This is a genomic window from Massilia agri (assembly GCF_024753255.1).
Taxonomy (GTDB): Bacteria; Pseudomonadota; Gammaproteobacteria; order Burkholderiales; family Burkholderiaceae_D; genus Telluria; species Telluria agri.
In genome coordinates this window covers 65,545-88,474 of the sequence record NZ_JANUHA010000001.1, presented here as the reverse complement: position 1 = coordinate 88,474, position 22,930 = coordinate 65,545, and the positions used below count along the sequence as shown (strand labels likewise).

At 64.3% G+C, this 22,930-nt stretch carries 21 protein-coding genes; 11 read left to right on the top strand and 10 right to left on the bottom strand.

What is annotated here, in order from left to right; translation table 11 throughout:
- Nucleotides 1–216: 216 nt before the first annotated feature.
- Nucleotides 217–570 carry a hypothetical protein gene (locus NX780_RS00420; protein WP_258825895.1) on the bottom strand — a complete coding sequence of 118 codons (354 nt, stop codon included), beginning with the start codon at nt 568–570 and terminating at the stop codon, nt 217–219.
- A complete protein-coding gene (locus tag NX780_RS00415; protein WP_258825894.1) occupies nt 567–1,247 on the bottom strand; it encodes a hypothetical protein in 681 nt (226 codons plus the stop codon). Before NX780_RS00415 ends, NX780_RS00420 begins: the two co-directional genes overlap by 4 nt.
- A gap of 315 nt (nt 1,248–1,562) precedes the next feature.
- Here NX780_RS00415 and NX780_RS00410 point away from each other — a divergent pair, with 315 nt between their 5' ends.
- The 6 genes from NX780_RS00410 (at nt 1,563) to NX780_RS00385 (ending at nt 7,735) form a co-directional block, all read left to right on the top strand.
- Nucleotides 1,563–1,877: a KGG domain-containing protein gene (locus NX780_RS00410; protein WP_258825893.1), complete on the top strand. Its 315-nt coding sequence runs from the start codon at nt 1,563–1,565 to the stop codon at nt 1,875–1,877.
- 190 nt (nt 1,878–2,067) lie between these two features.
- The gene (locus NX780_RS00405) at nt 2,068–2,439 is read left to right on the top strand and encodes a hypothetical protein (protein WP_258825892.1); all 372 of its coding nucleotides are present in this window, start codon (nt 2,068–2,070) and stop codon (nt 2,437–2,439) included.
- 102 nt (nt 2,440–2,541) lie between these two features.
- On the top strand, nt 2,542–3,663 hold the full coding sequence (locus NX780_RS00400) for a M14 family metallopeptidase (RefSeq protein ID WP_258825891.1): 1,122 nt from the start codon (nt 2,542–2,544) through the stop codon (nt 3,661–3,663).
- 11 nt (nt 3,664–3,674) lie between these two features.
- The gene (locus NX780_RS00395) at nt 3,675–4,148 is read left to right on the top strand and encodes a CYTH domain-containing protein (protein ID WP_258825890.1); all 474 of its coding nucleotides are present in this window, start codon (nt 3,675–3,677) and stop codon (nt 4,146–4,148) included.
- Complete coding sequence (locus NX780_RS00390; RefSeq protein WP_258825889.1) at nt 4,145–5,296, top strand: serine hydrolase domain-containing protein; 1,152 nt, start codon at nt 4,145–4,147, stop codon at nt 5,294–5,296. Before NX780_RS00395 ends, NX780_RS00390 begins: the two co-directional genes overlap by 4 nt.
- A gap of 183 nt (nt 5,297–5,479) precedes the next feature.
- Nucleotides 5,480–7,735 carry a catecholate siderophore receptor Fiu gene (locus tag NX780_RS00385; protein WP_258825888.1) on the top strand — a complete coding sequence of 752 codons (2,256 nt, stop codon included), beginning with the start codon at nt 5,480–5,482 and terminating at the stop codon, nt 7,733–7,735.
- A 29-nt stretch (nt 7,736–7,764) separates the two neighbouring features.
- On the opposite strand, the gene NX780_RS00380 is transcribed toward NX780_RS00385, so the two are convergent.
- Both NX780_RS00380 and NX780_RS00375 read right to left on the bottom strand, forming a co-directional pair.
- A complete protein-coding gene (locus NX780_RS00380; RefSeq protein ID WP_258825887.1) occupies nt 7,765–8,499 on the bottom strand; it encodes a carboxylesterase family protein in 735 nt (244 codons plus the stop codon).
- A gap of 200 nt (nt 8,500–8,699) precedes the next feature.
- Nucleotides 8,700–9,953, bottom strand: a complete 1,254-nt coding sequence (locus NX780_RS00375; protein ID WP_258825886.1) for a DUF2863 family protein — start codon at nt 9,951–9,953, stop codon at nt 8,700–8,702.
- Nucleotides 9,954–10,197: 244 nt separating this feature from the next.
- On the opposite strand from NX780_RS00375, the gene NX780_RS00370 reads away from it, so the two are divergent.
- Nucleotides 10,198–12,546, top strand: coding sequence for a TonB-dependent receptor (locus tag NX780_RS00370; protein ID WP_258825885.1), 2,349 nt, complete (start codon nt 10,198–10,200; stop codon nt 12,544–12,546).
- An 86-nt stretch (nt 12,547–12,632) separates the two neighbouring features.
- Nucleotides 12,633–13,316, top strand: a complete 684-nt coding sequence (locus NX780_RS00365) for a Fe2+-dependent dioxygenase (protein WP_258825884.1) — start codon at nt 12,633–12,635, stop codon at nt 13,314–13,316.
- A gap of 83 nt (nt 13,317–13,399) precedes the next feature.
- On the opposite strand, the gene NX780_RS00360 is transcribed toward NX780_RS00365, so the two are convergent.
- A complete protein-coding gene (locus tag NX780_RS00360) occupies nt 13,400–13,546 on the bottom strand; it encodes a lmo0937 family membrane protein (protein WP_258825883.1) in 147 nt (48 codons plus the stop codon).
- A 143-nt stretch (nt 13,547–13,689) separates the two neighbouring features.
- Here NX780_RS00360 and NX780_RS00355 point away from each other — a divergent pair, with 143 nt between their 5' ends.
- A complete protein-coding gene (locus tag NX780_RS00355; RefSeq protein ID WP_258825882.1) occupies nt 13,690–14,724 on the top strand; it encodes a Kelch repeat-containing protein in 1,035 nt (344 codons plus the stop codon).
- 7 nt (nt 14,725–14,731) lie between these two features.
- Here NX780_RS00355 and NX780_RS00350 read toward each other — a convergent pair whose 3' ends face one another.
- The 5 genes from NX780_RS00350 to NX780_RS00330 form a co-directional block, all read right to left on the bottom strand.
- On the bottom strand, nt 14,732–15,220 hold the full coding sequence (locus NX780_RS00350; RefSeq protein ID WP_258825881.1) for a type II secretion system protein: 489 nt from the start codon (nt 15,218–15,220) through the stop codon (nt 14,732–14,734).
- A gap of 553 nt (nt 15,221–15,773) precedes the next feature.
- Nucleotides 15,774–18,482: an aconitate hydratase AcnA gene (gene acnA, locus NX780_RS00345; protein WP_258825880.1), complete on the bottom strand. Its 2,709-nt coding sequence runs from the start codon at nt 18,480–18,482 to the stop codon at nt 15,774–15,776.
- A gap of 73 nt (nt 18,483–18,555) precedes the next feature.
- Nucleotides 18,556–19,107 carry a hypothetical protein gene (locus NX780_RS00340; RefSeq protein WP_258825879.1) on the bottom strand — a complete coding sequence of 184 codons (552 nt, stop codon included), beginning with the start codon at nt 19,105–19,107 and terminating at the stop codon, nt 18,556–18,558.
- A complete protein-coding gene (locus NX780_RS00335; RefSeq protein ID WP_258825878.1) occupies nt 19,107–20,096 on the bottom strand; it encodes an HpcH/HpaI aldolase/citrate lyase family protein in 990 nt (329 codons plus the stop codon). The genes NX780_RS00340 and NX780_RS00335 overlap by 1 nt, the downstream gene beginning before the upstream one ends.
- A gap of 99 nt (nt 20,097–20,195) precedes the next feature.
- Nucleotides 20,196–21,185 carry a malate dehydrogenase gene (locus NX780_RS00330; RefSeq protein WP_258825877.1) on the bottom strand — a complete coding sequence of 330 codons (990 nt, stop codon included), beginning with the start codon at nt 21,183–21,185 and terminating at the stop codon, nt 20,196–20,198.
- A gap of 261 nt (nt 21,186–21,446) precedes the next feature.
- Here NX780_RS00330 and NX780_RS00325 point away from each other — a divergent pair, with 261 nt between their 5' ends.
- Entirely contained in the window at nt 21,447–22,211 is a 765-nt protein-coding gene (locus tag NX780_RS00325) for a GntR family transcriptional regulator (RefSeq protein ID WP_258825876.1), read from the top strand.
- Between the two features lie 290 nt (nt 22,212–22,501).
- Nucleotides 22,502–22,927 (top strand): succinate dehydrogenase, cytochrome b556 subunit, encoded by a 426-nt coding sequence (gene sdhC, locus NX780_RS00320; RefSeq protein ID WP_258825875.1) that lies wholly within the window; start codon nt 22,502–22,504, stop codon nt 22,925–22,927.
- Nucleotides 22,928–22,930 lie beyond the last annotated feature (3 nt).

Sequence of the window (22,930 nt, the reverse complement as noted above, 5' to 3'; positions counted from 1 at the left end):
TGCGGGTCGCTTCGTGCGACACGAGGCGCGCCCGTGAAGGCACGGCGATGCTGGCAATGAGGCGTGTTGAGTGCGGTTGGAGTAGGCGCCTAACGGTTGGGTTCCGCTGAGCTTACGGGCCTTGGAGGTGGATCAAGCGTCGGCGCGGCCCGGCGGAGTGCCGGGCCCGCCTGTGGAAGTGGGCGCACCGCGAAAGCCGCGGCGCGCCCCTTGCAGTCAACCGCGCGAAAAGCCGGTGTCGTCGTCCATCTTGCGGTCGCCCGCCAGGCGGTTGGCGCCGGCCGGGCTCTTGGGCAGGCCGCCGGCCACGTCGTTCGACTCGTGCACCGGGTCCTTGTCAGCCTGCACACTTTGTCCCGGCTTCCAGCCCGTGTTGTCGGCGCGCGGACCGCTGTTGCCGGGGCTGCGCGGCAGCCCGCCTGTGACGTCGTTCGACTTGTGCACCACCGGCGTGTCCGGCACCGGCGCCTTGCCTTCGCGCGCCGCGGCGCTGGTCTGGGAGCCATCGCGGTCGGTGCTGCCCTGATGGCCGCCGGTCAGGCCGGCTTTCTGCTGATTCTGCTGACTCATGTTTCCCTCCTTTGCTGGTTCGCGGGACCGATCGCCATCCCGGTGCCCTCGCCTCGATCGGCGCCGCGCTCCTCGGCCTGCCGGTTGCCGTAGCCGACCTGGGCGGTCGTGCCCTGCGACTGGTAGGTGCCCGGCGGCACGTCATGGTGACGGCCCAGGGAGCCGCCCTGCAGTTCGGGCTGGGCGGCGTTCTGCGGATTCATCACGTGCGTGGCCTGGGTGTGGCCGGCCTGGTTGGCCGGGTGGGCGCGCAGGTCGGTGCCGGAATGGGGATCGCGGTGGCCGACCGGCTGTTCGAGCAGGCCCCATGCCTGCGAATGCTGTTCCATCTGGCGCTGGTGGCTGTCGGTGATGCCCTGCTGGGGACCGGAGCCGCCGGTCTGCTGGCTTTGCAGGGAGCCGCCCGGCAGGTCGTCGGGGACGGCGCCGGCCAGCGTGGTTTCATTGTCTGCGCGCGCGCCGTCTTCGGCCGCGACTTCCTGCTGGCCCATGCGCGAAGGATCCTGCGCGCCCCGCATTTCGTTCTCGCCGCGGATCACCGGTTGCTGGTCGGGCGACTGCGGATAGGTATGGTCCAGCGGGCCGCTCTTCGTGTTGCCCTTGGCGCCCGGCGTCCATTTCTCGTTGGCGCCGTTATTCGTCTGGTTATTGAATTCGCTGCGTTGATTCGCGTCCATGTCGACTCCTTTCATCGCGTGTCGAGGCGCGCATATGCCGCCTGATATTGCCATGATGCGCGCCGCATCCCTGTTCCAGTATAGGAAGACGTAGGGGTGCCGTGTAGGACTGTTACTGAAGACTTTGTTGACTACTGGAAGTACATTTTCGCTGGTGCATTTTCTGTCGCGCGAAGTCCTACAAAGTCATCTGAAAGCGTCCTATACCCTCATCCAATTGCGCTGCCTAAGATGATTTCGCGCTCACTCATCGGAGTGACGGAACAGCCTGCCGCAGGACGCGGCGGTTTATAAGTGAACAGGGAGAAGATCATCATGGCCTCAGGTAATCAAGGTAACAAGCAGGGTAGCAACCAGGGCGGCAACAGCCAGAGCAGCGGCACCCGCAACCGCGGTTTCGCTTCGATGGATCCGGCCCGCCAGCGTGAAATCGCCAGCCAGGGTGGCAAGGCAGCCCACGCCAAGGGCACTGCCCACGAATTCACCTCGGAAGAGGCACGCCGTGCCGGCAGCATGAGCCATGGCAACCGCCAGTCGGCCAGCGCCGGTTCGGGTGGCCCGTCGCGCGCCGCGTCCGCCAAGGGCGGCCGTGCTTCGCAGGGCGGCAACCGCGGCGGCTCGAAAGAGTAAGCCGGCCGGCAAGCGCGCTGCCGCGGGACGGCAGGGCGCGTGAGGCAGAACCACGGGGAGCGCGAGCTCCCCGTTTTGTTTCCGATACCACACTATTTGCCTGGGGGATGAGTTAGAATCGCAGCGCCTTTTCCAACCTTTCCCTAGGATTTACGTCGTGAAATCAGCGGTCATTCGTCAAGTCAAGAGCATGTCCATGTCGTGCGACAAGGTCGGCAACCTGTTGCTGGTCAAGTTCACCTCGCATGGCGCGAGCGATGTGAGCATCCAGGTGCCGGCCAACATCGTGTTCTGGCTCCTCAAGCACCTGCCCGTCAACCAGGATCCGCGCCTGCAGCCGCCGCCGGCTCCCAACCCGATCACGCAGCAGGACTGGGACAATCCCTACACTCCGCGCGCCGAGTACGTGCAGTGCAAGGAACTGCCGGGCAAGCTGCGCATGCAGTTCGTCTCGAACGCCAAGGAAGACCTGGTGGTCGTGCTGGACCGCAGCAACGTCGAACTGATGCGCCAGGTGATGCTCGCCTACACCAAGGACCTGATCGACCTCGACGCACAGTAAGAAATCCGGCGCGGCGCCGGAGCGGGCAGGGTGCCTGCCTTATGATTGCCGGTAGTCGCGCGCCCCAGGCGCCCGTGCCTTCGCAACCATCAAGGATCAGCCATGCCCATCAAAATCAGCCAGACCTTCGACTCCGGCGCCATCGAGGTCGTCAACGCGAGCAACCCGAAACAGATCGACCTGAACCTGCGCAAGGATTCGCACGCCGACATCCACCAGTGGTTCCACTTCCGCCTGCAGGGCGCGCGCGGCCAGGCCTGCACGATCCGTTTCCTGAATGCCGGCCAGGCCACTTATCCGAAGGGCTTCGAGGACTACCAGGTCGCCGCCAGCTACGACACCGAGAACTGGTTCCGCGTGCCGACCAGCTTCGACGGCCAGGTGATGACCGTCAACCACACGCCCGAACTCGACAGCATCTACTACGCCTACTTCGAACCCTACACCTGGGAGCGCCACCTGCGCCTGCTCGGTGAAGTGGCCGAGAACCCGATCGCGCGCGTGCACGACATCGGCACCACGATCGACGGCCGCGACATGAACCTGGTCGTGATCGGCAACCCGCAGGCGGAAAAGAAGATCTGGGTGATCGCCCGCCAGCACCCGGGCGAAACCATGGCCGAATGGTTCGTCGAGGGCATGATGGATGCGCTGCTCGACGACGCCAACCCGGTGTCGCGCAAGCTCCTGCAGCGCGCCGTGTTCTACATCGTGCCGAACATGAACCCGGACGGCTCGGTGCGCGGCAACCTGCGCACCAATGCGGCCGGCGCCAACCTGAACCGCGAGTGGATGACCCCCTCGCTCGAGCGCAGCCCGGAAGTGCTGTGCGTGAAGGAAAAGATCCACGAAACGGGCGTCGACATGTTCTTCGACATCCATGGCGACGAAGCCTTGCCCTACAACTTCGTGGCCGGCAGCGAGATGCTGGCCGACTTCACCCCGGAACGCCTGGAAGAGCAGAACGCCTTCATCCAGCGCTACATGGCGGCCAGCCCGGACTTCCAGAACGTCCATGGCTACGCGGCCAGCAAGTACAACGAGGAACTCCTGACCCTGGCCTCGAAGTACATCGGCCACACCTTCAAATGCCTGTCCCTGACGCTCGAAATGCCTTTCAAGGACAACGCCAACCTGCCTGACCAGCACGTCGGCTGGAACGGCGCACGCAGCGCGGCCCTGGGCGCGGCGATCCTGCAGCCGATCCTGCAGACGCTCGACTGAAAGGAAAAAGCATGGGCGTCGAAATCGAGCGCAAGTTCCTGGTGTCCGGCGATGCCTGGCGTACGCTGGGCGAGCCGGTCCTGCTGCGCCAGGGCTACCTGAGCGCCGATCCGGAGCGTACGGTGCGCGTGCGCATCGAGGGCGAGCAGGGCGTGCTCACCATCAAGAGCAAGAACGAAGGCGCCAGCCGCGGCGAATGGGAATATCCGATTCCCTTGGCGGACGCCGAGGAACTGCTCGACCGCCTGTGCGAACGTCCCCTCGTCGAAAAATACCGCCGCCGCATCGTCGTCAAGGGCTTCACCTGGGAGGTCGACGAATTCCTGGGCGAGAACGCGGGCCTGGTGGTGGCCGAGATCGAGCTGCCGGCCGAGGACACCGTCTTCGACCTGCCCGACTGGATCGCCAGGGAAGTCACCGGCGAGCGCCGCTACTACAATTCCAGCCTGATCAGGCTGCCTTACTCGAAGTGGACCACGCCATGATCCAAGCATCACGCCGCAGCCTGCTGGCGTTGACCTTTGCGGCAAGCTTCGCGGCGCTGCTGCCGGCTAGCGCCGCGGCCCAGCAAAGCTATTTCCCCCCAAGCGGAGAGTGGGCGCGCAAAGCGCCCGCCGAACTCGGGATCGACGCGCAAGCCCTGGCCGGCGCCGTGCAGTTCGCGCAATCGCACGAAACCAGGCGCGCCCTCGACTTCTCGGACCAGGAAGCCACTTTCGGGGCCCGCCTGGGCTCGATGCCGACCCGGCGCGCGCATACCAATGGCCTGGTGATCTACAAGGGCTATGTGGTCGCGGAATTCGGCGACACCAGCTTTGTCGACCCGACCTATTCGGTGGCCAAGAGCATCCTGGCGACGGTCGCCGGCGTGGCCGTGCGCGACGGCCGCCTGCTGGTGGATGAACCGGTCGCCAAGCGCGTGAACGATGGCGGCTATGCCTCGGCGCGCAACAGCCAGGTGACGTGGAAGCAGCACCTGCAGCAGGAGTCGGAGTGGGAGGGCAGCCTGTGGGGCAAGAACGCCGACTTCGTCGGCAAAGAAGCCTTCGGGGCAGGGGAGCGCAAGCCGCGCGCCTTGCAGGCGCCGGGCAGCTTCTACGAGTACAACGACGTGCGCATCAACCGCTTCGCACTGTCGCTGCTGCGCGTGTTCGGCAAGCCGGTGCCGGAAGTGTTCCAGCAGGAGGTGATGGACCCGATCGGCGCCTCCAACGCGTGGAAGTGGGTGCCCTACCATAACAGTTATGTGGAACTGAACGGCAAGCAGGCGCCTTCGGTGAGCGGCGGCACCCGCTGGGGTGGCGGCATGTGGATCAATTCCTGGGACATGGCGCGCTTCGGCTACCTGTGGTTGCGCAAGGGCGCCTGGAACGGCAAGCAGATCCTGCCCTCGAGTTATGTGCAGGCGGCATTGACGCCGAGTGCCCACGGACCGGACTACGGCTACCTGTGGTGGCTCAATACCAAGGGCAAGAACCTGCCCGGCCTTCCGGCGAATGCCTACGCGGCCCTCGGCGCCGGCAGCAACACCATCCTCGTCTCTCCCGACCACGACCTCGTGATCGTTTGGCGCTGGCATGCCGGCAATGTGGCCGAGTTCGCCACCAGGGTCATCGCCAGCCTTCCGCGCTGATCGTCCCGCAAGTCCAGCTCAACGGCCCGCATCTGCGGGCCGTTTCTTTTTCGGCTCAGGCTTTGATCCATTGAGAATGTTAACGCGAATAAGAATGATTCTTGTTTACATGTCGGAGTATTTTCTTTACAATAATTTTCATTCTTGAACCCCCACTCTCTGATCGCTAAGGAACCGCAAGACATGAAAACAATAAAAAGCCGCAAGCACCCGCAACCCCACGTGATGGGCGCAGCCCTGGCCGCAGTGCTGCTGCCGCTGGCCGCCCACGCGGCCGACGCGGACAACGCGGCGCCGGACATGAAGCCGTCGTCGAAGGTCGAAATCGTCGGCAAGACCGAAAACGCATTCAAGGCCGAGCACGCGTCGTCCGCCAAGTACACCGAGAAGCTGCTCGACACCGCGCAGACCGTGCAGGTCATCAAGAAGGAACTGTTCGAGCAGCAGGGCGCCGTGACCCTGACCGAAGCGCTGCGCAACACCCCGGGCGTGGGCGCCTTCTTCCTCGGCGAGAACGGCAACACCAACACCGGCGACGCCATCTTCATGCGCGGCTTCGACACCTCGGGCAGCATCTTCGTGAACGGTGCACGCGACATCGGCTCGATCTCGCGCGACACCTTCAACCTGGAGCAGATCGACGTCCTGAAGGGCCCGGCGGGCACCGACACCGGCCGCGGTTCGCCGACCGGTTCGGTCAACCTGGTTACCAAGAAAGCCCACCTGACCCAAGCCGTGGGCGGCTCGCTGACCGGCGGCAGCGCTTCGCAGAAGCGCGCGACGGCCGATGTCAACACCGTCCTGAACGCTGAACGCGGCATCGCATTGCGTCTGAACGTCATGGCGCAGGATTCCGGCAACCCGGCCCGTGACGTGGTCAACAACAAGCGCTGGGCGCTGGCCCCGAGCCTGGGCTTCGGCCTGAACGGCTCGACCCGCGTGCATGTCGACTATCTGCACGTGGACCAGGACAACGTCCCCGACGGCGGCGTGCCGACCATCGGCCTGCCGGGCTACACCAGCCCGGACGTCAAGCGCCCCTATCTGACCGAAGCGGCGCCTGTTGATCCTAAAAATTTCTATGGCTCGGTAAGCGACTACGACAAGATCAAGGCCGACATGACGACCGTGCGTGTCGAGCACGAATTCGCGCCGAACATGCGCCTGTCGAATGTCAGCCGCTACGGACGCACCAAGCAGGACTACATCCTGAGCGCCTGGCTGGCGAGCGCGACCAACTTCACTGCGCCGCCCGGAAGCGACCCCTCGACCTGGACCGTGGCGCGCAGCACCCGTACCGTCAAGGACGTCGAAAACAAGATTCTGACCAACCAGACCACCCTCACCACCGATTTTAATACCGGCACTGTCGCGCACGCCCTCGTGACTGGCCTGGAATTCGTGAACGAGACCCAGGTGAGCTACGGCCGTACAGGCCTGGGCAGCATGGACCCGGCCAACCTGTACCGTCCGAACCCGCACGATCCGGTCAAGAACATGAACCCGGTCCGCACCGGCGCCTACAACGAAGGCGACGTCGACACCCAGAGCCTGTACGTCTTCGACACCATGAAGTTCGGCGAGAAGTGGATCTTCAACGGCGGCGTGCGCGTGGACCGCTTCCGCGGCACCTACAACGCGGTGGCCCTGACCAATAACGTGCTTGTCCCGACCCGCTTCAATGTCGGCAAGACGCTCGTCAACGGCAAGGCTTCGCTCCTGTACAAGCCGACCGCCAACAGCAGCGTGTACGGCATGGTCGCCAGTTCGAAGCAGCCGCCGGGCGCGGCCTTCACGGTCTCCGGCAACGCCAACAGCGCGCAGAACCCGGCCTACGATCCACAGGCGACGCGCACCTATGAACTGGGCGGCAAGCTCGACCTGCTGCGCCAGAAGCTGGCCCTCTCGGCGGCCCTGTTCCGCACCGACGTGAAGAACGAAGTCGAGCAGGATCCGGTCGACCTGCAGTGGTACCAGACCGGCCACAAGCGCGTGCAGGGCGTCGAGCTGGGCATGACCGGCGCGCTGTCGACCAACTGGCTGGTGAGTGCGGGCTACCTGTACATGGACACCAGCATCGAAGCGGGACGCATGATCACTGCGGACGGCGGCAACAGCCTGACCTACACGCCGAAGTCCTCCTTCACCCTGTGGACCTCGTACGACGTGACCCCGAGCTTCAAGATCGGCGGCGGCGCCCGCTTCAGCGACGAGCTCAAGCGCGGCACCGACGGCGCGATCGGCACGCCGAAGTACACCGAGTCCTACTGGGTCTTCGACGCGATGGCGTCCTACCGCCTCAGCCCGAACCTGGACCTGCGCCTGAACGTGTACAACATCGCGGACGAAGAGTACGTGGCCAGCATCAACAAGAGCGGCTACCGCTACACCCCGGGCGCGGCGCGCTCGGCCAGCCTGACGGCGAACTTCCGCTTCTGATCACGACGCCGGCTTCGCGCCGGCGTTTTTCATTGCTTGCGCTGCTGCTGGAACCACTCGAACAGGCCGGCCTCGTTATAGGCATGTACCCAGGCCTGGATGTGTCCGGCCTCCGGCAGCACCGTGTACTTCACATTCCCTCCCTGCGCCTTGAGCGCGTCCACCATGCGCGCTGATTCCGATTCCGGCACCGCATCGTCCTTCAGGCCATGGAAGACCCACACCGGCACGTTCTTCAGGCGCGCCGTGAGGCGCGGGATGCCGCCGCCGCAGATGGGGGCGACCGCGGCGAAGTAATCCGGGTAGCGCGACGCGAAGTCCCAGGCGCCGTAACCGCCCATGCTGATGCCGGTGAGGTAGACGCGCTTCGGGTCGACGTTGTAGCGCTTGAGGATATCGTCCAGCATCACCTTCAGCTGGTAGCTGTCCCACCATTCGCCCTCGGGCACCTGGGGCGAGACCACCATGAAGGGGAAGTCCGGGTCCTTCTCGACGATCGCCGGCGGACCCCAGGTCTTGACCTTCTCCAGGTCGGCGCCGCGTTCGCCCGAGCCGTGCAGGAAGACGATCAGCGGGACCTTGTCGCCACGCGGCGAATAATTCTTCGGCAGGAAGGTCAGGTAATTGATCTTGCCCTTGATGCTGGTGCTGCGTGCGACCTGCGGCGAGCGGGCGGTGGACGCGGTGGTGGAGGCGGCGAGGGCGGCGCCGGCCGTGCACAGGGCGAGGGCGGCGATGGCGAGACGGGTCAGGACACGGGGCATTGCGTACTACTCCGGGCAAGGTGGATGGAGCCTGCGAGGCAGGAACACATCGACTCTAGCACGGAGCAGTAGCACCGAGGCAATAACGTAGGGTGGTCGGCTTCGCCGACCGCGCGTTCAAACCGAGCGTGAACGGCACGCGTCGCATCCATTCACATGGTAGTTGAACGCGCGCACGGCAGAGCCGTGCACCCTACGGTTCAGTGGAAGTGCTCGGTCCCGCTCGGCGCGTCTTCCGGCATTTCGGCATGCACCAGCTCGCCCGTCGGGTCGGCGAACAGCGGGGCGCCGCAGTCGTCGCAGTATTCGGCGACGTAGCGCTCGCTGATGCGCTTGACGTGGGCAATGCCGGCTTCGTTCAGGTGGGCGACGATCTCGTTGATCGGGGTCAGCGGGGCCGGGCCGATGGCGTAAGGGCCTTCCATCGGCGTGCCATTCTCGTCTTCCTGGCCGTAGAGCGGCCACACGATGCCGTACATGACGTCGCTGTCCTGGCGCATCGTGAAGGAGACGCGGTACTCGTCGATCTGGATGTCGGCCGACTCTTCGCCGAAGCCGGCGATCACGGCGCGCAGGTCCGATGGTTCCACGCCCAGGGTGTGGGTGAGGTAGTGGACGGCCGCGCGAATCGAGATCGGGCGGATCAGCTTGTCGGCTTCGCGGCAGGCCACGTAATACGCTTCCGGCAGCAGCAGCTCGACGCCACAGCCCGGCAGCAGGCGCGCGATGTTGGCCGTACCCTGGGCGCGCCACTGTTCCAGCGCGCGGTTGCGTTCTTCGGCGAACTGGATGTGGTGCTGCGGCTCCTGCCAGCGGAACATCGGGGCGCCCTGGGGCGCGACGATCGCCACCAGCAGGTAGCGGGTGTCGGCCAGGAAGGGCGCGGTTTCCTCGCCGCGCGCGGCGGGCTTGACCGTGCCGCCCTTGTGCGCGGCCGCCGCCAGCTTGTGGGTGAGCGCGTAGGTCTCGGCATGGGTGCGCGGCAGCTGGTCGATCGAATACAGGGTCGGCGCCATGGCAATGCGCGTGCCCTCGGCCAGCAGGTGGGCGGAGAAGTGGGCCTGCAGGGTGGACAGCATCTCCGCCGGGATATTGCCCGAGGCGATGTTGAAACGGGTCCAGGCGAGCACGGGCGCAGCCACCAGCAGGGCCTGCCAGGTGACGTCGCTGCCGTCCTGCTGTTCCACCATGGTGGCCGACTCGCTGACCGCCTCGACGGCGTCCATCAGCACGTCGTAGGAGGCGAGGTCGTCCTTGAACAGGGCGTTCAGGGCGGCGTCGATGCTGTCCTGGTGGTTGGTCTTGAGCAGCTTCTGCAGTTGCGTGTCCAGCTGGCGCTCCCAGGTCCGTTCTTCGACCCGGCTGGCGGCCTGCATGATGGCTTGTGCAAGGCTGACGAGACGCTGGCTGTCGACGGAGAGTTTAGGGGTTGAATCTTTGGAAGGACGACGCATGGCGCTGTGGTTTCTCTTATTCGAAGGTGGACATCGCAAGGGCATGATAAACCCTGGTCCCCGGTATTGTAGTTGATTCGGCCACATGCCATGAACACAAGCCTTCCGCCTGGGAGAGGGAAGCGGGCATGTGCGCTTGCAAAAAACCTAAATAGAAACCATAATGCGAATCGTTCTCATTAAACTTATCAATAACTTTCCTGTATGACTGGCAAGCCCGGCCGTACCTCATCCAAGAAGAAAAATGACCAAGAATAATCCGCAAGCTGGCAGCACCTTCATCAAGAGCAAGAAACACGCACGACCTTCCGCTTCGACCTTGAGCGCACCGGCGATCGCCGTGCTGGCCACGCTGGCGATGCCGCTGGCCTACGCCGGGGGCGTGGCCGATGAGGCGCCCGAATTGCAAGAGGGCAGCAAGCTGCCGCAGGTGCGCGTCAACGCCAACGCCAATGGCGACCGCGCCATCCAGGGTCCGACCAGGTCAAGCTCCGACAAGTTCACCGCGCCGCTGCTCGACACCCCGAAATCGGTCACCGTCGTCACCTCCGAAACCATCTCGCAGACCGGCGCCGTGTCGCTGACCGACGCGCTGCGCACGGTGCCGGGTATTACCATCGGCGCCTCCGAAGGCGGCAACCCGGTGGGCGACAACCTCTTCATCCGCGGCTACAACGCCCAGACCGACACCTATATCGACGGCATCCGCGATTCCGGCTCGCAGTCGCGCGAGATCTTCGCGATCGAGCAGGTCGAGGTGGTCAAGGGCCCGAACTCGGCGCTGGGCGGCCGCTCCTCCGCCGGCGGCGGCATCAACATCGTCACCAAGACGGCCAGGGACACCAACTTCAGCAACGCCACGGTGGGTCTGGGCACCGACAAGTATGCCCGCGTGACCACCGACATCAACCGTGTGATCGGCGCCAATACCGCCTTCCGCCTGAACACGATGGTCCACAACGCCGACGTCGCCGGCCGTGACGTCGTCGGCGGCGAACGCTGGGGCATCGCCCCGACCGTCACCTTCGGGCTGAACGGTCCGACCCGGGCGATCCTCAGCTACTACCACATGAAGAGCAGCGAGATCCCGGACACCGGCATCCCGTTCAACAACCCGGTCACCAGCGGCGCCGATGTGTCGAAGAACGGCGGCGGCACCCCCTTCACCGTGGACCGCGAAGCCTTCTATGGCCTGAAGAACCGCGACTTCCGCGACACCCAGACCGACGTCGCCACCGTCGACCTGCGCCATGAATTCAGCCCGAGCCTCGCCGTGCGCAACGTCACCCGCTGGGGCAAGACCGGCCAGGACTACATCTACACCCAGCCGGACGACTCGAAGGGCAACACCGTCCGCTACGGCACCGTCTGGCGCCGCGCCAACACCCGCGTGGTGGATACGAAGACCCTGGCCAACGCGACCAGCCTGAACGGCGAATTCCTCAGCGCCGGCATCAAGCACAGCTTCAACGTCGGCGTCGAGTTCTCGCGCGAAGACACCGATCGCGGCAGCTTCATCTTCACCCCGGGCACCAACAACCCGCTGACCGGCACCTCGACCTGCCCGACCGCGGGCGCGGCGACGCTGTACAACTGCACCACCCTGGTCAACCCGAACCCGTATGACCCGTGGCTCTACACCCGCACCCAGTCGCCGACCCTGACCACGGTCGAGACCCGCACCCGCGCCGTGTACGGCTTCGACACCATCGAGTTCAGCCCGCAATGGCTGGTGAACCTGGGCGCGCGCTGGGACGATTTCTCGAGCACGCTCTTCACGCCGGCCACCGCCACCGCCGGCACGGTCCGCGCCCGCGTCGAATCCAAGTTCGACACCTACCAGGCCGGCCTCGTGTACAAGCCGAAGGCCAACGGCAGCATCTACCTGTCGTGGGCGACCTCGGCCACCCCGCCGGGCAACGACGGCGGCGACGGCCTGGACGCGCTCACCGTGCAGATCCAGAACCTGCAGCCGCAGAAGAGCCGCAACGTCGAGCTGGGCACCAAGTGGGAAGTCCTGCCGGGCGGCCGCCTGTCGCTGAGCGCAGCCATCTTCAAGAGCGACATGGACAACGCCCGTGTCACCGCGCCTGACGGCACCACGGAGAACGTGGGCCGCAAGGAACTCAAGGGCGCCGAATTCGGCCTGTCGGGCAAGCTGACCAATGCCTGGACCGTGTTCGGTGGCTACACCTACCTGGACGGCATCATCGCCGACAACGGTTTCACCAACACCGGCACCGCCGCAGCGCCGCGCTGGACGCCGTCGCCGTTCAACGGCAACGCCTTCCCGACCACGCCGAAGCACAGTGCCTCGCTGTGGACGACCTATGCGGTGAACAAGTCCTTCACCATTGGCGGCGGCGCCAACTACGTCGATCGCCAGTTCGCCAACGTGAACAACAACAAGTACTCGCCTGCCTACACCCGCTTCGATGCGATGGCGAGCTACACCCTGAACCAGAGCGTATCGTTCCAGCTGAACATCCAGAACCTGACGGACAAGTTCTACTTCGACCGCGTGTCCTCGCCGCACTATGCCGGCGTGGGCGCGGGCCGTTCGGCCAGCCTGATGGCCAACCTCAAGTTCTGAGTAACCGGGTACCACCCCCGCCGGGAAACCGGACTTCGCCCTCCTGATACCTTCAGGGGGGCTTTTTTCATCAAGAGGATTTCATCATGATGCTGCATATCCCGGGTGTCCTGAGCCGCGAGCAGGTGGCCGACATCCGTGCCCGCATGAAGGACGCCCCCGAGTGGGTCGACGGACGCGAGAGCGTCGGCCCGCAAGGCGCCCAGGTCAAGCGCAACCGCCAGCTGCGCGAAGGTTCGCCGCTTGCCGTAGAGCTCGGGCAGATCGTCAGCGCGGCGCTGATGAACAATCCGCTGTTCTTTTCAAGCGTGCTGCCGCTGCGCGTGCTGGCGCCTTACTTCAACGCCTACAACGGCGGCGAGCACTACGGCCTGCATGTGGACGGCGCCGTGCGCGCCCAACGCGGCGGCCTGCCGCCGGTGCGCGCCGACGTGTCGACCACGGTGTTTCTGTCCGACCCGGAAGACTATGATGGCGGCGAACTGGTGGTGGTGGATGCCTATGGCACGCATGAGGTGAAGCTGCCGGCGGGGGACGCGATCGTGTACCCCTCGGGAAGCGTGCACCAGGTGCTGCCGGTGACGCGCGGCGAGCGCGTGGCTTCTTTTCTGTGGACCCAGAGCATGGTGCGCGACGATGCGAAGCGCGCGATGCTGTTCGAGCTCGATACGAACATCCAGAAGCTGCGCGGCGCCTATGGGGAGAGCGATGCGACGGTGGGAATCACCGGGCATTATCACAACCTGCTGAGGATGTGGGCGGAGATGTAGCGGAAGATGAAGCAGTAAAGCGCAGGACAAGGAAAAGCCGGAACTCTTGAAGCGCCGGCTTTTTGTCTTTCAGCGCGTATTCGTCAAAGGACTTTTCGGCCGGTGAAGAGGCGCACCAGGATCACGACGACGGCGGCTACGAGGAGAATGTGGATCAGTCCGCCTGCCACGGAAGTGACCATGCCGAGCAGCCACAGGACGAGAAGAATGATAGCAATGGTATAAAGCATAATAGGCCTCCGCTTAGGAATAAGAGAGTCGCAGGCTTGCGATGCCTGCTTTCCCGATGAGTTCATGGTCTTCTCTCTTGCCAGGCCCTTCCGTGCGCGGACGTACGCAGCCTTCTGTTTCTGTGATCATCCAAAGGAAAACCGTGAAACCACTTCTGCCACTATTGCTGGGCATGACGCTGATGGGAAGCTCGTATCAGGTCACAGCGCAGGCATCTGCCGATTCGACGCCGACAGTCACATGGTCGCGCGTTGCCGATACTACCGTGGCGCGGCAGGAGATCTACCCCGCCGTCCTCAATGGCAGGATCATCGTGGCGGGTGGTGTGCTCTCTCAGCCGCCGGGCTTTACCGACCACGTCGAAGCCTACGATCCGAAAACGGACCGCTGGACCACGCTCGCCCCCTTGCCCGAAGGCCGCCACCATATCGCCCTGGCCGAGGCGGGCGGCAAGATCTACGGCATCGGCGGCTTTTCCGGCGCCATTCCAGACTGGCGCGCGCATGCGACGGTGTTCGTCTACGATGGCCAGGCGAACCGGTGGTCGCCTGGTCCAATCCTGCCGCAGCCTCGGGCCGAAGGCGTTGTCGCTTCGATCAAGGGGAAGATCTACTTCATCGGTGGACGTATCCCGACCAGCCTGAATGCGGCGCACATCAACGAGCATACGGATACCGCCAGGAGCGAGGTGCTGGACATCGGTTCCGGTCGCTGGGAGCGCATCCCTGACGCGCCCACCGCACGCAATAGCGCGGCGGCGGCCGTTATCGACGACAAAATCTATGTGGTGGGTGGCCGGCAGATGCTCAAGCAGGCCGATGGCAGGACGCGCCCGGTGAATGTGGCGACGCTGGAAGTTTACGACCCGGCTACCGGGCGCTGGGAGACGAGGGCGCCGATGCCCCAGGCCCAGGGTGGCCTGGCTGCGGCGGCCTACGGTGGCAGGCTGTACGCCTTCGGCGGCGAGCAGTTTGTTCCGAACATCAGAGTCTTCCCCGATGCCTGGGTTTACGATCCCGGGACGGACCGCTGGTCGGCCCTGCCGGCCATGCCGACGCCGCGACACGGACATGGCGCCGCTGTCGTCGGTAACCGCATTTTCCTGATGGGTGGCGGTGACAAGGTCGGGGTTGGCGCCAGCCGGGTGCAGGAAGCGCTCAAGATCTCTGCCAACTAACGCCAGCCTAGACGCAGGTCTCGGCGCTTGTGTTGTCGCCCATCCTAATCTGCGGCCTTGGGTTGGCCGCGGAAGCCTGCTCGTACACCAGGTAGCAGTCGTTCGCCCTCGGGGTGCCTGCGATGGACTTGGGGACGAGTGACATCATGCCGGGGTCGACAGACGATACCACATAGCTCGCGCTCAATCCGGCAGCGTCCGCGGTTGCCTGGCTTGCCGCCGGATAGCCGTGGATCAGCGCTACCTTGCTGTCCTCGAAGCTTTGTGTCGCCGCGCCATTGATGAGGAATTTTGCATGCGACATCGCGGCCACGGTCGCGAGGGCTGCCCGGGCATTCTCGAGCGAGGCATAGCGCGCTTCGCCGGTCATTGCCGCCAGCCTGGGCATGGCGGTGGCGGCCAGGGTACCGACAATGGCGACGACAGCCGTCGTTTCAACGAGCGTAAAGCCGCTTTCCCGGAAGCGCTGTCCAAAGGGCAGTAGACGTGCTTTCATAATAAAATGATAACTTTGTTGGGTTCATCCTAATATGAAAGCTCAGCAGGTGGCGCTCGCTTGCAAGAGCGCTCCGCGCGTTCCCGAAGCTGGCAGCCTCGATTGAGGCGTATGATCGACCCATCGGCCGTCATCCTTGAGGCCAGTTCGATCTATTGCTTAAGGAGAAGAGCTATGCGCGTTTACATGTTGATGGCGGCAAGCGCACTTTGCTTGCTCGGATGTGCGACCCCACAAGACCGGGCCCTGGCCCAACAGGCCGAAGTGGAGCGCATGATGATTGAGTTCGGGCCGGCGTGTACGCAGCTGGGCCATGTACCGAACACGGACCCCTGGCGCAATTGCATTCTTCAGTCAGCGACCAACGCTGGACGCGGGGGCGTATCGACCTCCATCTTCGGTGGCGTGGGCAGTGGAGGGCGCAGCAGCATCGGTATCGGCTTCGGGATCGGGCGCTAGCGGCCGCCATGCCCAGACGTAAAAAAGGCCGGAACCTTCGCAGGTTCCGGCCTTTTCGTTTGGCAAGCAGCCCGCGCGAGCGGGCCCCTCCCGATTACGCAGCCAGCAGCTGGCGCAGCACGAACGGCAGGATGCCGCCATGCTTGTAGTAGTCGACTTCGATCGGGGTGTCGATACGCAGCAGCACTTTGACTTCCTGCGATTCGCCGCCTTCGCGGTGGATCACCAGGGTAGCCAGTTGTTGCGGCTTGATCTCGCCTTCCAGGCCCTTCAGGTCGTAGGTTTCCTTGCCGGTGATGCCCAGGGACTCGACGCTGTCGTTGCCGATGAACTGCAGCGGCAGCACGCCCATGCCCACCAGGTTCGAGCGGTGGATACGCTCGAAGGAACGGCAGATCACGGCCTTCACGCCCAGCAGCTGGGTGCCCTTGGCCGCCCAGTCGCGCGACGAGCCGGTACCGTACTCTTCGCCGCCGAAGATCATGGTTGGGGTGCCTTCGGCGATGTACTTCATCGCTGCGTCGTAGATCGACAGCTGTTCGCCCGACGGCTGGTGGATGGTGATGCCGCCTTCGACCGCCGAACCGTCCGCTTTCGGCGGGATCATCTTGTTCTTGATACGCACGTTGGCGAAGGTGCCGCGCATCATGATCTCGTGGTTGCCGCGGCGCGAGCCGTAGGAGTTGAAGTCGGCCTTCAGGACGCCGTGGTCCTTCAGCCATTTACCTGCAGGACCGTCTTCCTTGATCGAACCGGCCGGCGAGATGTGGTCGGTGGTGATCGAGTCGCCGAACACGCCCAGAGCGCGGGCACCGGTGATGCCTGCGGCGGCGGCTTTCGGGGTCATCTCGAAGTCGGCGAAGAACGGCGGCTCGGCGATGTAGGTCGATTCCGGCCAGTTGTAGACTTGACCTTCGGTCGACGACACGCGTTCCCACAGTGCGCCCGGGTTGCCCTTCACGTCGGCGTAGTTCTTCTGGAAGACTTCCGAGTTCATCGCGAAGCGCATCAGTTCGCCCACTTCCTGCGACGACGGCCAGATGTCGCCCAGGTAGACGTCGACGCCGTTGCTGTCCTTGCCGACCGGCTCCGACATCAGATCTTTGGTCATGTTGCCGGCGATCGCGTAAGCGACGACCAGCGGCGGCGAGGCCAGGAAGTTCGAACGGATGTTCGGGTGGATACGTGCTTCGAAGTTGCGGTTGCCCGACAGGACGGCCGAAGCGACGATGTCGTTCTCGACGATCGCGGCGTTCAGTTCCGGGGTCAGGTCGCCGGCGTTACCGATGCAGGTGGTGCAGCCGTAGGCGGTCACGCCGAAGCCCAGCTTCTCCAGGTAAGGCAGCAGGCCGGCGGCGGTCAGGTACTCGGTGACGACGCGCGAGCCGGGAGCCAGCGAGGACTTGATGTGCGGAGCCACGGTCAGGCCGCGCTCGACGGCTTTCTTGGCCAGCAGGCCGGCAGCCAGCAGCACGCTCGGGTTCGAGGTGTTGGTGCAGGAGGTGATCGCGGCGATCAGGACGTCGCCGTTCTTCACGCGCACGCCGTTGGTGGTCTCGTAGACCTTGTGCAGGTCGTCCGGCGACTTGTTGAAGCCGTTCTGGGTGGTCGGCTTGCTGAACAGTTCGGTGAAGGTGTTCTTCACGGAGCCCAGTTCGATACGGTCTTGCGGACGCTTCGGACCGGCCAGCGACGGGGTGACGGTCGACAGGTCCAGTTCCAGCACGCGGGTGTAGTCGATCTCGCCGGCTTGCGGGATGCCGAACATGCCCTGCGCCTTGTAGTAGCCTTCGAAGGCGGCCAGTTCGGCTTCGGTACGGCCGGTGCCGCGGAAGTAGTCGACGGTCGCTTCGTCCACCGGGAAGAAGCCCATGGTCGCGCCGTATTCGGGAGCCATGTTGGCGATGGTGGCGCGGTCGGTGGTCGACAGCGAGCGGGTGCCTTCGCCGAAGAACTCGACGAACTTGCCCACGACTTTTTCACGGCGCAGCATCTCGGTGATGGTCAGCACCAGGTCGGTCGCGGTGCAGCCTTCGCGCAGCTTGCCCTTCAGGTTCACGCCGATGACGTCCGGGGTCAGGAAGTAGACCGGCTGGCCCAGCATGCCCGCTTCCGCTTCGATGCCGCCCACGCCCCAGCCGACGACGCCGACGCCGTTGATCATGGTGGTGTGCGAGTCGGTGCCGACCAGGGTGTCCGGGTAGAAGACGTCGCCCTGCTTCATGACGCCGCGCGCCAGGTATTCCAGGTTGACCTGGTGGACGATGCCGAAGCCCGGCGGCACGACGCCGAAGGTGTCGAATGCCTGCATGCCCCACTTCATGAACTGGTAGCGCTCGTTATTGCGCTGGAATTCCAGCTTCATGTTCAGGTCCAGGGCGCCCGGCTCGCGGAAGTGGTCGATGGTGACCGAGTGGTCGACGACCAGGTCGACCGGCACCAGCGGCTCGATCTTCTTCGGATCGGCGCCGGTCTTGGCGGCGACGTTGCGCATCGCGGCCAGGTCGGCCAGCAGCGGCACGCCGGTGAAGTCCTGCAGCACGACGCGGGCAACGACGAAAGGAATCTCGTCGGTGCGCTCGGCGGTCGCGCCCCAGTTGGCGAGCTGCTTCACGTGCTCTTCGGTGACCTTCTTGCCGTCGCAGTTGCGCAGGACGGATTCGAGGACGATACGGATCGACACCGGCAGGCGCGACAGGTTCACACCGAGGGCTTCACCCAGGGCTGGCAGCGAGTAGTACTGGCCGGTCTGGCCGGCGCCAACCGGGAATTCCTTCAGAGTGTTCAGGGTGTTGTGAGACATCATCTCTCCTTCAGTGGGGATATTGTTCTTTCAATTGCAAAACATCAGGCGATCCGTGGCTTGCGGCCCCGGATCAGCTTTTCTTTTCCGCGGGCAGCGAGGCCGTTACCGGCGCCATTTGCTCCGCATTCTTGCATTCGTTGGCCAGCTGGCGGTTCAGCTTCGAGTCCAGCAGGATGCCCTTGGCCGGGATGCCGATCCAGATCAGGCCAAAGTAGGGGTTCTCGAAGCGCAGCGCGCCGGTGGTCGTGCCCACGCGGTTCAGGCGGTGCAGGCGCTTCTTCCAGCGCAGGGCGATGTGGCTGTCGTCCTGGGCGTTCGTGTAGATCGTGATCTTGTTGCCGAGTTCGCAAGCGTATTCGGTCACGAGGGTATCCGTGATGTCCGGTTCGTCGACGTCCTGCGGGTTGGCGGCCGGCGCGGCGACGGCTGCGGCAGCGGCGGCGCCGGCGGCGACTTTCGCGCCTTTCCTTGCCTTTGCCTTCGGCTTGGCGGTGGACTTGGCCTTCAGGACCGCTTCGGCCTTCGGGTGCTTTTCAGGGGCGGCGGATGCGTTCGCGCAAACGCCAATGCCTGCCAGCGCAAACGCGCCGGCAGCCAGGAATCGGGAGAGGAGGGAGGACATCAGTTGGAATCCGTTTGGTTGACGATTGCCGCCGCGGCTTCCGGCAGCGCCAGGCCTGCCAGCTTCGCGCGCTGCAAAACGGTCCAATAATATCGGTAGCTCGCGCGGTCGTGCAAGCGGCCGTGTTGCGCGATCGGCCCCCATCCCGCGTTCATGGCTTCGGTCAAAATATTCGTCGCTTCATTCACTTCCGACAGGCGCGGCGTGAAGGCTTTCAGGATCGGCTTGATCTGGTCCGGGTGGATGCTCCACATGCGGGTGAAGCCGAATTCCGCGCCCGCGCGCTGGGCATCGTTGGCGACCACCGCGCTGTCCCTGATGTCGGTGGTGACGTTGTGCGAGGCCACCTTGCCGTGTGCATGGCAGGCCGCGACCATCTCGAGCTTCGCGCGCACCACCAGCGGGTGGGTGAACTGGCCCGGGGTGCGCATCGCGCTGGCCGGCACCGCGCCGTAGTGGCTTGATACGAAATCCATGATGCCGAAGGAGAGGCACTCGACCTGGGGCAGGGCGGCGATGTCGTAGGCTTCGCGCAGGGCGCCGTGGGTCTCGATCAGGACGTGCACCGGCAGGTCGCTGCGACCAGCCTTGGCGGCGTGCTGGTTGATCAGGTCGATGGCGCGAATGACTTCGGCGGCGCTTTCCACTTTAGGAAGCACCACATAGGCCAGGCGCGCCGCGCAAGAGCCGACGATGACCGCGACGTCCGCCGCGAAGTGTTCGCTGCCGGTGTCGTGCAGGCGTACGCCGATGCGGTTGAAGCGGTTGTCCTCGGAGTTCACCAATTGGGTCACGAGCAGCGCGTGCTCGGCTTCACTGCCGGCGGCGGCGCCGTCCTCGCAGTCGAAGGTGATGTCGAAGACGGGGCCAAGCTCTTGTTGCAGGGTCATCGATTTGCGCATCAGCTTCTCCGAGCCGGCGTAGTGATCGCAGGCGGGGAGGAGGAGCGGCTGGCGTTTGCCCTGGAATAAAACCTCGGAAGGGTGCATGGTATGTCTTGAAACGGATCGGCCATGCCGTCTATTCAACGGCATGGCACGGTTGGCGCAGGCGGGTGCCTGCGCCTTTGCATTGCTTAACCCGGCAGCTTAGTTCAGCAGATGAGCGACGCCGGCTTTCTCTTCTTCCAGCTCTTTCAGGGTCAGGTTGATGCGCTCTTGCGAGAACGCGTCGATTTCCAGGCCCTGGACGATCTTGTATTCGCCGTTTTCGGTGGTCACCGGGAAGCCGAACATGGTGCCTTCCGGGATGCCGTACGAACCGTCCGACGGGATGCCCATGGTGGTCCACTTGCCGTTGGTGCCCAGCACCCAGTCACGCACGTGGTCGATCGCCGCGTTGGCTGCCGAAGCTGCCGACGATGCGCCGCGTGCGTCGATGATGGCGGCGCCGCGCTTGCCGACGGTCGGCAGGAAGGTGTCGCGGTTCCAGGCGTCGTCGTTGATCGCTTCCTTCACCGACTGGCCGTCGATGGTGGCGAAGCGGTAGTCGGCGTACATGGTCGGCGAGTGGTTGCCCCACACGGCCATCTTCTCGATCGAACCGACCGGCTTGCCCAGCTTGGCCGCGACTTGCGACAGGGCGCGGTTGTGGTCCAGGCGCAGCATGGCGGTGAAGTTCTTGGCCGGCAGGTTCGGGGCCGACTTCATGGCGATGTAGGCGTTGGTGTTGGCCGGGTTGCCGACCACCAGGACTTTCACGTCACGCGAAGCGACGGCGTCCAGCGCCTTGCCCTGCACGGTGAAGATCTGGGCGTTGGCTTCCAGCAGGTCCTTGCGCTCCATGCCCGGGCCGCGCGGACGTGCGCCGACCAGCAGGGCCACGTCGGCATCCTTGAAGGCGGTCATCGGGTCGGCGTGGGCGGTCATGCCGGCCAGCAGCGGGAATGCGCAGTCGTCGATTTCCATCATGACGCCCTTCAGCGCCTTCTGTGCCTTCTCGTTGTCGATCTCGAGCAGCTGCAGGATGACCGGCTGGTCCTTGCCCAGCATGTCGCCGTTGGCGATGCGGAACAGCAGGGAATAGCCGATCTGGCCGGCCGCGCCGGTCACGGCGACGCGCATTGGGGTTTTAGCCATGATGAATCTCCAAAGTGGGAATGAAAACGGTCGAGCCGAAGGAATGCCTGAATGACGAAAGCTGCAATGATACCAAAACAGGCACCCTGTCAAATGGATATCGCGCGCGGCCGTGCGAGGACACGCGGAGGTCCAAACCGATCGCGAGTGTATGCCTCCGGTGTTCTATCTGTCAATTCATATCATATGTCTTATATAAGACACATGTCTTGACGGTCATATACTGGACTCGCATGCACATTTGTGGTGAAATCGCGGTCTATGAATCCCGTCCCGCCCCACAGCAGCGATGCAGCGAGCACCGACGCATCGCCGTCGTTTCGTCCGCTGTACCAGCAGATCAAGGCCCTGATCACCCAGAGCCTGCAGTCGGGCGAGTGGAAGCCAGGCGAACTCATGCCGAGCGAGGTCGAACTGGCCGGCCGCTTCAAGGTCAGCCAGGGCACCGTGCGCAAGGCCATCGACGAGCTCGCGGCCGAGAACCTGGTGGTGCGCCGCCAGGGCAAGGGCACGTTTGTCGCCACCCACGCCGAGGAGCGCGCCCACTTCCGCTTCCTGCGCCTGATGCCCGACGAGGGCGTTCCCCACCATCCCGACAACCGCTTCATCGCCGTGCTGCGCATCCGCGCCACGGCCGAAGTGGCGCGCCTGCTCGAACTGAATTCGGGCGACACGGTGGTGTACATCAAGCGCGTGCAGTCCTTCGATGGCGTGCCGACCATCCTCGAGGAGCTGTGGCTGCCGGGCCAGCTGTTCAAGGGGCTGACGGCGGAGCGGCTGGTGGAATACAAGGGGCCGATGTACGGGCTGTTCGAATCGGAGTTCGGCACGCGCATGATACGCGCGACCGAGAAGATCCGGGCGGTGTCGGCGGATGCGCAGGCGGCGGAGCACCTGAAGGTGGCGGAAGGTACGCCGCTCCTGTGCGCGGATCGCGTGTCGTTCTCGTATGGAGATAAACCGGTGGAGCTGCGCAGGGGGATCTACTCGACCGCCCGCCATCACTACCAGAATGAATTGTCGTAGGGTGGTCGGCTATGCCGACCGCGCGTCCAGCCAGACCACGCGTCGCCACGGTGCATCCGTGAGTTGAACGCGCGGTCGGCGAAGCCGACCACCCTACCATTGCAGAGGCCGGTGCCGGCGTCAGCAGCAATCGCACGAAGCGATTAAAATTAGTTGGTTTTGAGTAAGCGACGAACAGTACCCGGTTTGTTGCGCGGCTGTAGATTCTGGCAACGGAATTTGGAGCCAGTCACAAAATCGGCGAAAATCAAGGGTTCACTAAAAAACTGTCGTCATAAGGGAGGTGTTACATGTCCGAAGCCGTGAAAGATGCAGCAAAAAAAGGGCGGCCGGAGTTCCGCAACGTTGGCATTGGGGATATTACGGGTAAATATCGCATGCCGCCATCGGCCATCGTGTCGATCCTGCACCGCGTGAGCGGCGCCGGCCTGTTCCTGTTCCTGCCGTTCCTGCTCTACCTGCTGCAGGAAAGCCTGCGTTCCGAGTACTCGTTTGCCCACTTCGCGGGCATCGTCGACAACTGGTTCGTCAAGATCATCCTGCTGGGCCTCTCCTGGGCCTACCTGCACCACTTCACCGCCGGCGTTCGCCACCTGTTCATGGACAACCACCTGGCCCTGGACAAGGACGCTGCGCAGAAGACCGCACGCTGGGTGCTGGTCGTGAGCCTGGTGCTGACCGCGCTGGTCGGCCTGAAATTGTTCGGAGTGTTCTAAATC